The sequence below is a fragment of the Micromonospora arida genome (assembly GCF_003857035.1).
Lineage (GTDB): Bacteria > Actinomycetota > Actinomycetes > Mycobacteriales > Micromonosporaceae > Micromonospora > Micromonospora arida.
Genome location: NZ_QGSY01000164.1, coordinates 1 through 13,173, shown reverse-complemented (window position 1 = coordinate 13,173; position 13,173 = coordinate 1). Strand labels below are relative to the sequence as shown.

Annotated in this window: 13 protein-coding genes; 5 read left to right on the top strand and 8 right to left on the bottom strand. The window is 73.0% G+C overall.

Annotation, left to right across the window (positions count from 1 at the left end):
* Positions 1 to 8: 8 nt before the first annotated feature.
* From DLJ58_RS13005 to pseB, 7 genes are all read right to left on the bottom strand, one after another.
* Positions 9 to 644 carry an alpha-ketoglutarate-dependent dioxygenase AlkB gene (locus DLJ58_RS13005; RefSeq protein ID WP_124856179.1) on the bottom strand — a complete coding sequence of 212 codons (636 nt, stop codon included), beginning with the start codon at positions 642 to 644 and terminating at the stop codon, positions 9 to 11.
* A gap of 157 nt (positions 645 to 801) precedes the next feature.
* Positions 802 to 2,016 (bottom strand): PseG/SpsG family protein, encoded by a 1,215-nt coding sequence (locus DLJ58_RS13000; RefSeq protein WP_124856177.1) that lies wholly within the window; start codon positions 2,014 to 2,016, stop codon positions 802 to 804.
* The gene (locus DLJ58_RS12995) at positions 2,013 to 2,786 is read right to left on the bottom strand and encodes a cytidylyltransferase domain-containing protein (protein WP_279635866.1); all 774 of its coding nucleotides are present in this window, start codon (positions 2,784 to 2,786) and stop codon (positions 2,013 to 2,015) included. The genes DLJ58_RS13000 and DLJ58_RS12995 overlap by 4 nt, the downstream gene beginning before the upstream one ends.
* Positions 2,783 to 4,609, bottom strand: a complete 1,827-nt coding sequence (locus DLJ58_RS12990) for a class I SAM-dependent methyltransferase (RefSeq protein WP_124856175.1) — start codon at positions 4,607 to 4,609, stop codon at positions 2,783 to 2,785. The genes DLJ58_RS12995 and DLJ58_RS12990 overlap by 4 nt, the downstream gene beginning before the upstream one ends.
* Positions 4,599 to 5,447 carry a hypothetical protein gene (locus DLJ58_RS12985; protein WP_124856173.1) on the bottom strand — a complete coding sequence of 283 codons (849 nt, stop codon included), beginning with the start codon at positions 5,445 to 5,447 and terminating at the stop codon, positions 4,599 to 4,601. Before DLJ58_RS12985 ends, DLJ58_RS12990 begins: the two co-directional genes overlap by 11 nt.
* 10 nt (positions 5,448 to 5,457) lie before the next feature.
* Entirely contained in the window at positions 5,458 to 6,615 is a 1,158-nt protein-coding gene (locus tag DLJ58_RS12980) for a DegT/DnrJ/EryC1/StrS family aminotransferase (protein ID WP_124856171.1), read from the bottom strand.
* Entirely contained in the window at positions 6,612 to 7,595 is a 984-nt protein-coding gene (gene pseB, locus DLJ58_RS12975; RefSeq protein WP_124856169.1) for a UDP-N-acetylglucosamine 4,6-dehydratase (inverting), read from the bottom strand. The genes DLJ58_RS12980 and pseB overlap by 4 nt, the downstream gene beginning before the upstream one ends.
* Positions 7,596 to 7,959: 364 nt before the next feature.
* Between pseB and DLJ58_RS12970 the strand changes: the two genes are divergently transcribed.
* Positions 7,960 to 9,696, top strand: a complete 1,737-nt coding sequence (locus tag DLJ58_RS12970; protein ID WP_124856167.1) for a hypothetical protein — start codon at positions 7,960 to 7,962, stop codon at positions 9,694 to 9,696.
* Positions 9,697 to 9,798: 102 nt separating this feature from the next.
* Here the strand turns inward: DLJ58_RS12970 and DLJ58_RS12965 are convergent, their stop codons facing one another.
* Positions 9,799 to 10,308, bottom strand: a complete 510-nt coding sequence (locus DLJ58_RS12965) for a GNAT family N-acetyltransferase (protein WP_124856165.1) — start codon at positions 10,306 to 10,308, stop codon at positions 9,799 to 9,801.
* A gap of 100 nt (positions 10,309 to 10,408) precedes the next feature.
* Between DLJ58_RS12965 and DLJ58_RS12960 the strand changes: the two genes are divergently transcribed.
* From DLJ58_RS12960 to DLJ58_RS12945, 4 genes are read left to right on the top strand one after another with little or no spacing between them, the layout of a single operon-like run.
* Positions 10,409 to 10,660, top strand: coding sequence for an acyl carrier protein (locus tag DLJ58_RS12960; RefSeq protein ID WP_091401397.1), 252 nt, complete (start codon positions 10,409 to 10,411; stop codon positions 10,658 to 10,660).
* The gene (locus DLJ58_RS12955; protein WP_124856163.1) at positions 10,657 to 11,937 is read left to right on the top strand and encodes an AMP-binding protein; all 1,281 of its coding nucleotides are present in this window, start codon (positions 10,657 to 10,659) and stop codon (positions 11,935 to 11,937) included. Before DLJ58_RS12960 ends, DLJ58_RS12955 begins: the two co-directional genes overlap by 4 nt.
* Positions 11,930 to 12,685: an SDR family NAD(P)-dependent oxidoreductase gene (locus DLJ58_RS12950; RefSeq protein ID WP_124856161.1), complete on the top strand. Its 756-nt coding sequence runs from the start codon at positions 11,930 to 11,932 to the stop codon at positions 12,683 to 12,685. The genes DLJ58_RS12955 and DLJ58_RS12950 overlap by 8 nt, the downstream gene beginning before the upstream one ends.
* A 52-nt stretch (positions 12,686 to 12,737) precedes the next feature.
* Positions 12,738 to 13,148 (top strand): hypothetical protein, encoded by a 411-nt coding sequence (locus tag DLJ58_RS12945; protein WP_244218922.1) that lies wholly within the window; start codon positions 12,738 to 12,740, stop codon positions 13,146 to 13,148.
* Positions 13,149 to 13,173: the final 25 nt, after the last annotated feature.

Sequence of the window (13,173 nt, the reverse complement as noted above, 5' to 3'; positions counted from 1 at the left end):
GCCCACAGTCAGGCGACGTTGTGGGGGCGGAACTGGACGCTCACCCGAGGGCCCACGGGGCGGGTGGTCTTGGGGATGGCGTGCTCCCAGGTGCGTTGGCAGGAGCCGCCCATCACGATCAGGTCACCGTGGCCCACCGGGAAGCGCAGGCTCTCGCCGCCGCCGCGTGGGCGCAGCAGCAGCGGTCGCGGTGCACCGAACGACACGATCGCGACGATCGTGTCGGTGTGCGCCGATCGGCCGATGGTGTCGCCGTGCCAGGCCACGCTGTCGCGCCCGGACCGGTAGAGGCACATGCCGGCGGTGACGAAGGGCTCGCCCAACTCGGGCGCGTAGTGCGCGGTGAGCGCGGCCCGCGCGGCGGTGAGCACGGGGTGGGGGAGCTGCCTCGCGCCGTCGTACCAGCAGAGCAGTCGGGGCACGTCGACCTCGGCGTCATACATGGTGCGCCGTTCGGCACGCCAGGGCACCTCGGTGAGCAGGGCGTCGAGGACCGTGTCGGAGCCGCGCACCCAGCCGGGGAGGTGGTCGACCCAGGCGCCCCGGCTGAGCTGGTGCCGGCGGATCTGGCCGGGCAGCGGCCCCAGGGTCGGCCCGGCGTCGGCCAGGTCGAGCATCGACGGCTGGTAGGCGGCCTGCGTCATACGGCCACCCTAGCAGCACTTTAGTACACCCGTGCTAGCGCGAACGGTGCCGGCTCGTTGCCACTCGGCAAGATCGTGCTCGATCCTGGATGTAGTGGCCTCCCGCGCCTTGGAGGGGACTACATCCAGGATCGAGCGTGACCTTGATCTGCCGCGGTCAGCCGGGGACGGTGGCGGCGCGTACGGCGTCGAACACCGCGTCCACCACCCGTGCCCGGCCCTGCCCGTCGACGGTGGACCAGGCGCGCGCGGCCAGCGTCGCGCGCCGCTGCGGCGAGCTGAGCAGCCCGTGCAGGGTCCGTGCCGCCGTCGCGCGGGCGGCTCGTCCGGCGACGCCACCGGCGGTCAGCTCCGGCAGCTCGCCGAGGCCGGCGGCCAGGCCGTGCCGCACCACCCGGGTGTACGACTCACGTTGGTTGTCGACCACGCAGACAAGTGCGCCGGGTGCGCCGAGGCAGCAGAGTTCCCAGGTGGACGTGCCGGCGGCGCTGACCACCAGGTCCGCTTCGGTGATCAGTGCCGGCAGCGAGGTGGTGGGCGGGACCGGTCGGATGGTCTGCCCCCGACCGGGGGCGACATCGTCGACCTCCGCCTCGATCTCGGGTCGCCCGACGATGACCGTGAGGTCCATCGGATGACCGGTGGCCACCAGCACCCGGGTCAGGAGCGGCGCCGCGCCGACCGCGTCGGTGCCGCCGAAGAAGGCCAGCACCCGGGGGCGGCTGACCGCCGTGGCAGGCGGGGCGACCGGTGGCCGGGCGTTGATCACGGTGTCGCGCAGCAGCGCGTACCCGCTCCCGGCGAGAAGCCGGCCGGGCAGCTCCGCCCCAAGACCCGACCCCAGCTCCGGCCCGGACTCCAGCCCTGGCAGCTCCGGCCCCGACTCCAGCCCTGGCAGCTCCGGCGCGGACCTCAGCCCCGGCCGGTCCGGCCCGGACCTCAGCGCCGGCAGGTCCGCCCCGAAACCTGACCCCAGCGCCGGCAGCTCCGCTCCGAAGTTCTGGTCGAGGTAGAGGTCCGCGACCTGGCCCCGGCTGTCGCCGTCGATGATGGCGAGGGTGTAGACGCCGGCGGCGCGCAGGGCGCCGGCTCCGGCCGGGTCCAGTTCGTAGGAGTCGAGGACGAACACGTCCAGGTGGTGTCGGCGGGCCACCTCGACCAGTTCGGCAGCCGAGTCCGGGCCGGGGAGCAGCGGGATGCCCCGCGCGGCCAGCTCAGCGGTTGCCCAGTCGAGCCGTTCGACGGTGCCGAACACGGTGACGTCGGCGCCCCGCGCGAGGAACTCCTCGGCGAGCGCCAGGCAGCGGACGAGGTGGCCGACGCCGCGCCGTGGCCCGGCGTCGCAGCGCAACCCGACCCTCGGGGTGCTCAGGACTCCTCCAGGTGCTTCTGTCGTACGTCGGCGTTGAGCGCCCGCAGCCGGGGCTGACCGTCGAGCCAGTCGGCGAGCTTGGCCAGCGGCACGCTGACGTCACCGAAGTGGTCGATGATCGCGCTGACCAGCGTCCAGTCCTGCTCGGTGTCGAGGGTGAGCCGCAGCGCGGAGCGGTCCGGGGTGAGCGTCACCCCGAGCACCCGGAACAGCTCCGGATGGGTGTACGCGTACGAGGTCACGTGCACCCGGTGGTGGTCGGTGGCGAGCCGGCCCAGGGTGCGCAGCGTCTCCGCTCGGATGATCTCGACGTCCAGCCCCCGGGGCAGGGTCCGGGCGATCGACGTGCTGGCGTAGTCCAGCCCGGGGACCGCCCGGTACACCGACGCGACCAGGGTGATGATCTCCGGGTCGAGCAGGGGGCAGTCGGCGGTGAACCGCATGACGGCGTCGCCCGGGTGCGCCGCGAGGGCGCCCACGAACCGGTCCAGCACGTCGTCGACCGGCCCGCGGTGGCACGGCACGTCGAGCCGCGCGCACTCGGCGGCCACCGCGTCGTCGACCGCGTCGGTGCTGGTGGCGACCACCAGGTCGGCCAGGACGCCGCTGTCGGAGGCGGCGCGTACGACCCGGCCCAGCACGGAGCGTCCGGCGAGCGGGCGGAGCACCTTGCCGGGCAGCCGGGACGAACCCATCCGCGCCTGCACGATGCCGACGATCCGTGGCCCCGCGTCGTCCGCGGGGACCCCGGGCACCGGTACGCCGGTCACTGCTGCTCCGCCTGCTTGGAGGCCAGCACCGCGGTGGCCCGACGTTTGGCGGCGCGGGCACCCCGCTTGGCCAGCCGGGCCGGGGTGATGGCGAGCCGACCCACCCGGTAGCTGAGCGACCCGCTGAGCAGGCCGATCGTCGTCTCGGCCCGGCGCAGCGCCCGTTCCCGCGAGGTGAGCAACTCCTCGGTCCACGCGGTCAGCGCCGCCAACCGGGTGAGTTCCTCGCGCTGGCGCAGCCACGCCTCGCGTAGCTGCTGGTAGCTGTGCCCGCCCACCGGCGGGTCGGTCGGCGCGACGGCGTGCAGCTCGGTGGCGAGGCCGACCCTGCCGTCGGCGTCCAGCCCGTGCAGTGCTGCGGCGATGGCCGCCTCGGCCTCGACCGCGTCGCTGACGGTCGCGCGGTCGAGGTCGTGACCGGCGAGTCCGCCGAGCACCACGGTCAGGCCCGCGACGTCGAGAGTGGACGACCACGGGTGGGCGTACCCGCCGGTGAGCAGGCCCGCGGCGAAGCGCCACAGCCCGCGGGCGAGCACCACGTCGGCGGGCAGCGCGGCGGTGGCCCGCCAGCTGGGGTCGAGCACCGCGTACCGCTCGCCGTCGACCACCACGTTGTCGGTGGCGGCCAGCGCCGCCGCGCCGGCGATCCGGCCGTCGGCGTCGGCCTGGTCGGCGAGCCAGCCCGCGTACCCGCGCAGCAGCGCGCGCAGGGTGGCCAGGTCGCGGCGCAGGGCCGCGTCGAGCAGCAGGGTACGCAGCAGCCGGCCGGACGGCACCGGTCCGGACAGCGCGTCGGCGTCCCGGTACGCGGCCTCGCGGCTGGCGAACGGCGCGACGGCCGGCGTCGTCGCTTCGGTGGCCGGGATGAGCCCCCAGCGCCGACCGGAGGGGCCCTGCAGCACCTCCAGCACGCCGATCCCGGGGCTACCGGTCTGCACGAGGGCCACCGGCAGGTCCGCCTCGACGGCCGGCGTGGTCGGGTCCGTGGGGTCGGCGGGCCGGTGGGCGAGCGTCAACCAGCCCGGTGCGAGGTCGGCGGCGCGCCCGGCGTGCAGCGCGTCCACCGCGAGCCGGGCCGGGTCCTGGAGCACCATGGCGCTGGTGAAACCTCCGGCGCAGGCGCCGTGCAGCACCGCGTCGAACAGGCCGGAGCCCTCGTCCCGGTCGAGGTGGTCGGCGTCCAGCAGCGCCGTCGGGGTGCTGACACCGGGGTACGCGGCCCAGCACGCGGCCGGCCGCAGCCCCGCAGCGTCGAGCCGCTCGCGCAGTTGGTCCCGGTTGGCCGGGTGGGCCCGGTCCAGCACGCCGCCGATCACCCAGGCGGAGTTGTCGCGGCGGGCGTACCAGGGGGTGGTGTCGACCAGCCGGTGCAGGCCCAGGGGGTTGTCCAGGCGCAGCAGCAACGCGCCACCCGGTCGCACCGCGGCGACGAGTCGTGCCAGCACACCGTCCCAGCCGAGCCGGGTGCCCTCCACCGACTCCACCGGGTCCAGCCCGGCAGCGGCGATCACCACGTCGTACGTCTCGTCGTCGGGCAGCCCGGCCGGGCCACCCACCACCACCCGGGCGGCCCGGTGCGCCAGCGCCACCGCGTCCGGGTGGCTGCGCAGCAGGCAGGTCACCTCGGCGTGGGTGAGCTGGTCGAGCAGCGCCGGGTCGTGTGGACCGGCCACCAGGACGCGGGCGCCGGGCGGCACCAACCGGGCGGCCAGCGCGGCGAGCGGCCCACCGTTGGCCAGCCGTTCCTGCGGCAGGTCCGACCAGGCCAGCATCTCGCCGCCCGGCAGGGTGATCCGGTCGGCGGGTGCCGTCTCAGTCGTCACGGTCTTCCTCTTCCTCCTGGAGGTGCGCCCAACCGAGCAGCTCGCGGAGCTCGGCCGGCGTGCAGCGGTGGTCGGTGCCCAGCTCGGCGCGGGCGATCTCGACCGCGGTGGGCAGGTCGACACTGGTGCCGTGCAGCTGCGGCCACTGCCGTCGGATCCGGGCGGTGCCGCCGAAGGTCGGGTCCTCGTTGGACAGGATCATCGGGTCGCCGTAGACCGCGGGCTCGCACCCCGCCGCGATGCCGTAGAAGATCGCGCTGGTCAGCCGGTTGGACGCCACTCGGCGGTGACGGCGCAGCTCGGTGAGCTGCCGGTCGAGGAACTCGGGGTCGGTGTCCTTCCACCAGTGTCCCCGGTAGCCGTGGCAGATCACCCGGAACCCGGCGCGCTCGTAGAGCCGGCGCACGTTGCGCATCCGGTACTCGTGCCAGTAGAGGCAGACCGTGACCGGGCCGGGCTCGGTGTCCTGGATGAGGGCGATCAGTTTGCGGTGGTCGCCCTTGACGTGTTGTCCCTCCCAGCCGTGGAACGGGTACCAGATGGTGCCCTCCCGCTCCTCGGCCGGTGGTTCGTCGGGGCGCAGAGCCTGCAGGTAGACGAACGGCGCGCCGATGACGACCACGTTGCGTCGCCCCACCGACCAGGCCCGACGGCGGGTCTGCTCCGACCAGAGCAGGCTGGGGGTGCGGTCGGCGTACGGGTGGCCGGGGGCCAGGCCGTCACCGATGTTCCAGCCGTGCTGCACGTACCCGCTGATCCGGGGTGGGTGCCGGTCGCCGAGGCCCGCGTAGCGGGCCAGCACGTGGGCGTGGCCGTAGAAGTGGTTGGCGTGGTGCATCAGGTTCCCATCAGGCGGCGGAACGCACCGAGCTGCCCCGCACCGCGGCGGTCAGCGCGTCGATGACGCGGTCCTGGTCGGCGTCGCTGAGCCCCGGGTACAGCGGCAGCGACAGCTGCTGGGAGTAGAACGACTCGGCCACCGGGCAGGACCCGCGCCGGTAGCCCAGGTCGGCGAAGGCCGGGTGCCAGTGCACCGGGACGTAGTTGACCTGGACGCCGATGCCGGCGGCGCGCATCCGGTCGTACACCTCGCGGCGACGCCCGTCGAGCACCCGGATCGGGTAGAGGTGCCAGGCCGGGTCGGCCCACGACCTGCGGTTGGGCGGCAGCACGCCGTCCAGGTCGGCCAGCGCCTCGTCGTAGCGGGCGACCAGGGCGCTGCGGCGGGCGGTGAACGCGCCGAGCCGACGCAGTTGGCTGCGGCCCAGGGCACAGAGCACGTCCGGCAGTCGGTAGTTCAGCCCGAACTCGTGCACCTCCTGGTGCCAGCCGCCCTCGTCCGGGAAACGCAGGTCGTCGCGGTCGCGGACCACGCCGACGCCGCGGAACCGGCGGGCCCGCTTCAGGATCTCCGGGTCCAGCGCCGCGACGGCGCCACCCTCGGCGGTGGTCAGGTTCTTCGTGGGGAAGAACGAGAACGTGGTCAGGTCGGCGAGCGAACCGACCGGCCGACCTCGGTACGTCCCGCCGATCGAGTGCGCCGCGTCGGCGAGCAGCAGCGCGTCGCTGCCGTCGACCGACTTGCGCAGCGCGTCGTAGTCGGCGGGGTGGCCGGCATAGTCGACAGCGGCGACGACAGCCGTCCGCGAGGTGACCGCGGCGGCGGCCGCCGCCGGGTCGAGGCAGAACGTCTCGTCGTCGACATCGGCAAAGACGATCTTCGCGCCGAGGGCGACTGCGCTGCTGGCGGTCGCCACGAAGGTCATCGGCGAAACGACCACCTCGTCGCCCGGCCCCACCCCGGCCGCCGCGTACGCCACGTGCAGCGCCGCGGTGCCGTTGGAGACGGCGGCGACACCGACTCCGCCGGTCCACCGGGCGAGGTCGGCCTCGAAGGCGTCGACCTGCGGACCGGTGGTGAGCCAGTCGCCGCGCAGCACGTCGGCGACGGCCGCGATGTCGTCCTCGCTGATCGACTGCCGGCCGTACGGGAGCATCCCCGTCATCCGTTGATGCCGAGCATGTCGCGCAACTGCTCGACGGTGAGCCACTCGTCGTTGGTGTCGGACTGGTAGGCGAAGCCGTCCGGCACCGGGTCGCAGTCGGCCGGCGGCTGGTAGCCCCAGGTGGCGATGGTGGGCTGGACGATGAACCGGCCGTCGGCGCGCAGCGTCCGCCGGCTGTCGTCGGGCGCGATCATCTCCTCGTGCAGCTTTTCGCCCGGCCGGATTCCGACCTCGTGGGTGGTGGCGTCCGGGGCCACGGCCTCGACCAGGTCGAGGATGCGCATGCTCGGGATACGCGGCACGAACAGTTCGCCGCCCTGCATCTGGTCGAACGAGTCCATGACGAACTGCACGGCCTGGTCCAGGGTGATCCAGAAGCGGGTCATCCGCTTGTCGGTGATCGGCAGGCTCTTGCCCTCGGCGGCCAGCCGGCGGAACAGCGGGACCACCGAGCCGCGGCTGCCCACCACGTTGCCGTAGCGCACCACGGCGAACCGGGTGGGGTGCTGGGCGGCGTAGTGGTTGGCCGAGACGAACAGCTTGTCGCCGACCAGCTTCGTCGCGCCGTACAGGTTGATCGGGCTGGACGCCTTGTCGGTGGAGAGCGCGATGACCTTCCTGACGCCGGCCTCGATCGCCGCGTCGACGACGTGCTGCGAGCCGGTGATGTTGGTGGCGATGTACTCCGAGGGGTTGTATTCCGCGGTGTCCACCTGCTTCAGCGCGGCGGCGTGCACCACGTGGTCGACGCCGTGCATGGCCCGGGTGAGGCGGTGCCGGTCCCGGATGTCGCCGATGAACCAGCGCAGCCGCGGGTCGTCGCCGAGTTGCTGGCGCAGCTCGTACTGCTTGAGCTCGTCGCGGGAGAACACCACCACGCGGGCGGGGTCGGCCTCGTTGAGGATGTGCCGGAGGAACGTCCTGCCGAAGGAACCAGTTCCCCCGGTGATCAGAATGGACGATCCATTCAACTCACTCAATGTGGTGCTCCCGTGTTCGTGGATGAACGAGCCGCCCTGGGCCGGCCGACCGGGGTGACACGCTAGCCATGGCGGGTTAACTCCCCGGCGCTCGCGGGTGAACCACAACCTCTGCTCCCGTGAATGCCGAACACCGCGTAGGCGAACACTTCCGACCGCCCCGAATGTGGGCTGACCTGGCCGGATCGGGCCGCTACAGTGACCGCGCGAACGACCCGGCGGCCCGGCGCGCAGCCGGGTCCCACGTTCACCCGACATCCACACCGGCTCGTGCGAGCGGGCCATCCCCGGGCGTCACCGACGCCGGTCGACGGGCCTGTCGGATCAGCGCGGGCCGGTCCGGCCGGCAATTCTGGAGGCGTTCATGGCACCCGGTAGTGACGTGATCGAACGGCCGGTGGTGGTGGCCGAGACACCGAGTGGCCCCGCCGCCCGACGTTGGCTGGTGCCGCTGCTGCTGGTCGTCGGCTGGGTGCTCAGCGTGGCCTGGCGGATGTGGTGGTCCCGGCACATCGTGCTGCCCATCGCGCACACCGACGAGGACAGTTACCTGAACACCGCCCGCGCGTTGGCCGGCGGCCCGGGGGGCTTCAGCAGCGAGAACGACCTGCTGCGCCGGGTCGGCTACCCGATGCTGATCTCGCCGGCGTTCCTCGGGGACCGGGACTTCACCGACAGCTACCGGATCGTCCAGCTGATCAACGCGATGGTGAATTCGACGCTGCTGCCGCTGGCGTACCTGTTCGGTCGCCGCCTGTTCCAGCTGCGCCGCTCGTACGCGCTGCTCGCCGCGGTCGCGGCGGCGACCCTGCCGGCCACCGCCTTCTACGCGGGCATCGCCATGATCGACGCGGTGATGGCGCCGCTTGTCGTCGCCTGGCTGCTCGCCGTGCACCGCTGGATCACCCGGCCCGGCCCGCTCGCCGCCGCCACCGTGGGCCTGCTGGTCGGCGGGTTCCACCTGCTGCACTCCCGCGGTCTGGTGATCGTGGCCGTGCACGCCGGGCTGGTGCTGCTGCTGTTCGTCCGCCGCCGAATCAGCCCGCCTGTGGTGCTCGCGGCGATGCTGCCGGTGCTCGCCATGGCGCTCGTCAACGAGGCCGCCATCCGCTACCTCGGCGGCAAGGTCTACCTGCTCGGCAGCACCCCCGGCGGCGGCACGTTCGAGGCGGTCACCTCCGCCCAGGGGATGGTCCGGGTGAGCGCCGCGGTCACCACCCAGCTCTGGTACCTCGTGGTGATCACGTTCGGAATGGCCGGGGTGGCCTGGGCCGGCGCGGTGCGCGAGCTGTGGCGCCCACGGCACGGCGACGCGGCCCGCTGGACGATGGGCGTGGCGCTGGTGGTGACCGTCGGGGTGGCCGGCGGCGCGTCGGTGATCCTGTCCGGCATCACCGGCAAGCCGCTGGACGCGATCTACGGCCGCTACGTGCAGATGCTGGCGCCGCTCTGGCTGCTGGTCGGGCTGGGGGTGCTGTTCACCGCCGGCTGGCGGGTGGTGCTGCGCCGGGCGGCGGTCGCGGTGGCGCTGCTGATCGGTGGCGGCGCGCTGGTCGCGGCCCGACTCGCGTACGTGGCCAGCCAGGGCCACCGGTTGCGCTACGGCGGGTTCAGCGCACCGGACCTGGCGGCGTTGACCGAGGGCTGGCGGGAGCTGAGACCGGTGGTCGGGTCGCTGGTCGGCATCGCCGGCTGCGTGCTGCTCGTCGCCACGGTCCGGGTGCCCCGCCTGCGGCTGCCCGTCCTCGGCGCCGTCGTGGTGGTCAACCTCGTCACGATGCACGTGATCGACCAACGAATCGTGCTACCGACCGCCGCGAGCACCGCGCCGACGCCCCGGGTGGCCGACGTCGGCGTACGCCCCGGCGAGCGGGTGTGGGCGTCGACCGACGTGCACTACACCCTCCGGTTCAACCTCAGCCACCAGGTGACCTGGGCCGACGTCCGGTGGTTCGGCGACAGGCAGCCGCCGGCCGCGGCGCAGGTCGTGTTCGCCCGCTGGGCACCGGGGCAGGTCGACGACTGGGACGGCGCGGCGTACGGCTTCGTCCGACTCGGCGGCAACCCGGAGCAGCACTGGGCCGCCTGGCGGCGGGCCTGACCCACCGCGCTTCGGTGGACTCCGCTATTCGTGAACGGCGGATGTCCACCGGGAGCACGGCCGATTAATGCTTCCTGTCCATCGCGGAAAAGGGTCCGGCAATCAGCGTTGGCGGCGGTCTGCCCGAGCCAGGGAAATCGGGATGACGGTGATTTCCCGGCCATCGGACAGCTCCTGTCGCGGGGTTCCCTCGACGAATCGGAAACGCCGGTTCATCTGTCGTACGACGGTATTGTGGCCGAGCACCTCCCCATCGAGTCGGTCCAGGTGCAGCCCGTCGAAGGCGTACTCGACGGCCTCCCGCATGACCCCCAGCCAGGCCGGCAGTGTCTCGCCCCGCCCGTCCAGCCCGTCGGCGTCGAGATAGAAGCCCCACGCCCCGGTACGGGGGCCGTCCAATCGCAGGTCGAAGAAGGTGACCACACCGCAGGGCCGGTCGTCGCGGACGTACACCAGCACTCGCCGCGACGGGTCGCCGCGGACCGCCGACCACCACCGGGCGTGCTCCTCGGCGGTGATCTCGTGACTGGTCTTGCTGACCTGCCGATTGGTTTCCTGATTACGCCAGGACAACATCAGATGAACGTCGTCCGTCGTCGCTTCGCGCAGCACCTGCGTCTCGCTTTCCTAGCCGTTCACATCGGGTTCCGGCACCTTACCCGGGCCTACCGGGAAATCAGATATGCATTCGTTGGGTTGTAGACTGCGGCGCATGAACGAATTGAGTCGCGCGCAGATCCGCGACCTCATGGCTCAGGTGCTGAAGAATCAGGACAAGGAGCTGCCCGCGGACGACGCGGCGCAGTTGCGGGAGATCGGCTTCCGGTCGCTCGACTTCTCCGAGCTGGCCCTGCGGGTGGAGGACGAGACGGGGGAGGAGCTCAACTTCGACGCCCCCGGGCTGCGTCGCATCGCCACCGTCGGGGACGTCCTCGACTTCCTCGTCGAGCTTCAACACCAGTGACCGTCGCGACGTCACGCCACCTGACCCCCGCCGGCCCGGAGCCAGCCGGTGCCGACAACCGGCTCGTCGTCGGTGGCGCCGCGCTGACCTGGCGTTCGCTGCCGACGCCCACCCTGCCCGACCCGGCGGCGGTGCTCGCCCGCTCGGCCGTGCACGCGCTCACCGCGGCGCGGCAGCACGCCGCGCACGGCACCGAACTGCTGCTCAGCACCGTGAGTCGGGTCGACGCGGTGATGCGCACCGAGCTGCTGACGGCCGGGTTCACCGTCGGCGTCCTCGACGACGACGGCGTCCACCCGAGCGCACCGGTTCGGCCGCGAGCCGCCGAGCCCGGCCGGCTCTGGCTGCTGACCTCGGGGTCCACCGGGCGTCCGAAGCGGGTCGGGCACACCCTCGACACGCTGACCACGGTGCGGGCCGACCAGCCTGAGCGGACCTGGCTCTGCCCGTACGCACCGGGCACGTACGCCTGGTGGCAGGTCGTCACCCTGTCGCTGACCCAGCCCGGCCAGCACCTGGTGGTGGTCGAGCCCGACGAGTTGGACGACTGGCCCACGGTCGCAGCCACCCATGGGGTGGACGCGGCCTCCGGCACTCCGACCTTCTGGCGGCGCACCCTCTACCGCGACGCCGAGGCGCTGGCCCGGGTGCCGCTGCGCCAGATCACCCTCGGCGGGGAACCAGTGGACCAGGCGATCCTGGACCAGCTGCGGGAGGTCTTCCCGACCGCCCGGATCTCCTGGATCTACGCGTCCTCCGAGGCGGGTGCGTCCATTGTGGTGCACGACGGGCGGGCCGGGTTCCCGGTCGACTGGCTGGACCGGGACACCCCTGGCCGGCCGACGCTCTCGATCCGCGACGACGAGCTGGTGGTCACCTCCCCGTACCATGGCGCCGGTCTCGCCGGCCCGATCCGCACCGGGGACCGGGTGCAGGTGCTCGACGGCCGGGTGCTGATCACCGGCCGACTGGACTCGGACGAGATCAACGTCGGTGGCAGCAAAGTCTCCGCCGGTGTGGTCCGCGGCGTACTCACCGGTCATCCGGCGGTGGCCTGGGCCCGGGTGACCGGCCGCCGCGCCCCGGTGCTCGGGCGGATGGTGGTCGCCGAGGTGGTCCTCGCCGCTGCCGACCCGTCCGCCGCTGACACCGGTGTGCCGGACGAGGCCGCGCTGGTCCGCTGGTGCGCCGACCGGCTCCCTGAGCACGCGGTGCCGCGCCGCATTCGCGTCCTGACCGACATTCCCGTCAAGGAGACCCTGAAGAGCGATGTCTGAGCCAGCCGACACCCAGCTCGTCCCGCCCAGCTCCGTGGTTCTCGTCTCCGGCGGTTCCCGTGGCCTGGGCCTGGCCATCGTCACCGACCTGCTCGACGCGGGCGTACGCGTGGCCGCGTTCGCCCGCACCATCACCCCGGAGTTGGAGAAGCTCGCCGCCGAGCACCCCGACCGGCTGCACGTCGGCTCCGTGGACGTCACCGACCTGCGCGCCGCGCAGAGCTTCGTCCGCGAGGTGGAACAGCGCCTCGGCCCGATCGACGGCATCGTCAACAACGCCGCCATGGGGCAGGACTCCCTGCACGCCCACACCGCCGCCGGCGACATCGCCCGGATCATCGAGACCAACCTGACGGCCCCGCTACAGCTGACCCGGCTGGTGATCCGCCGGATGCTCGCCAAGGGGCTGCGCGGGCGGATCGTCAACATCACCTCGATCTGCGGGCAGCGCGGTTTCCCCGGCCTCGTCGCGTACTCGGCCACCAAGGGCGGCATGGACGCCGCCACCCGCTCGCTCGCCCGCGAACTGGGCGGCCGGATGCTGGTCAACTCGGTCGCGCCCGGGTTCTTCGCCTCGGAGATGTCCGCCGTGCTCGGTCCGACCCAGCTCGACCAGATCGTGCGCCGCACCCCGACCGGTCACCTGACCGAGCCGGTGGAGGTCACACCGGTCGTGCGGATGCTGCTGCGGGAGCACACCAACATCAACGGCCAGGTCATCGTGGTGGACGGTGCCGCCGCCATCTGACCTGCGGCCGGTTCCCCTGCCGGTGCGACCAGCACGGCACGGCAGGGCGGTCGTGCCGCGTCCGGTGCCGGGGCTGCTCGTCGCCGCCGAGCAGCATCTGCGCATCGGGTCGCCGGCCGCGATGGCCGACGCGGTGACCCGCAGTCACCTCGACGATGGACGGTGCGTCGGCTGGTACGGCCCACCGGCGCCCGGCTGGCGGGTGGCCGTCGACGCGGAGCGCGCCGACGCCCCGGTGCCCCCGGCGCTGGCCCGCCGGTTCGGCACGGCGGACTTCTGGGCCCGCTGGACCCGGGCCGAATGCTGGTGCAAGTTGGCCGATGTGTCGGTGGCGGCCTGGTGGCGGCGCCACGGCCTGGGTGCGCCGGCCGACGGATCGGCGATCTGGCGGACCCTCCGGATGGCCGACCTGGTGATCACCGTCGGCTTCGCCCCCACCCCCACCCCCGCACCAACGGCGTAACCAAACCACCGGCGCCGGCTCGACC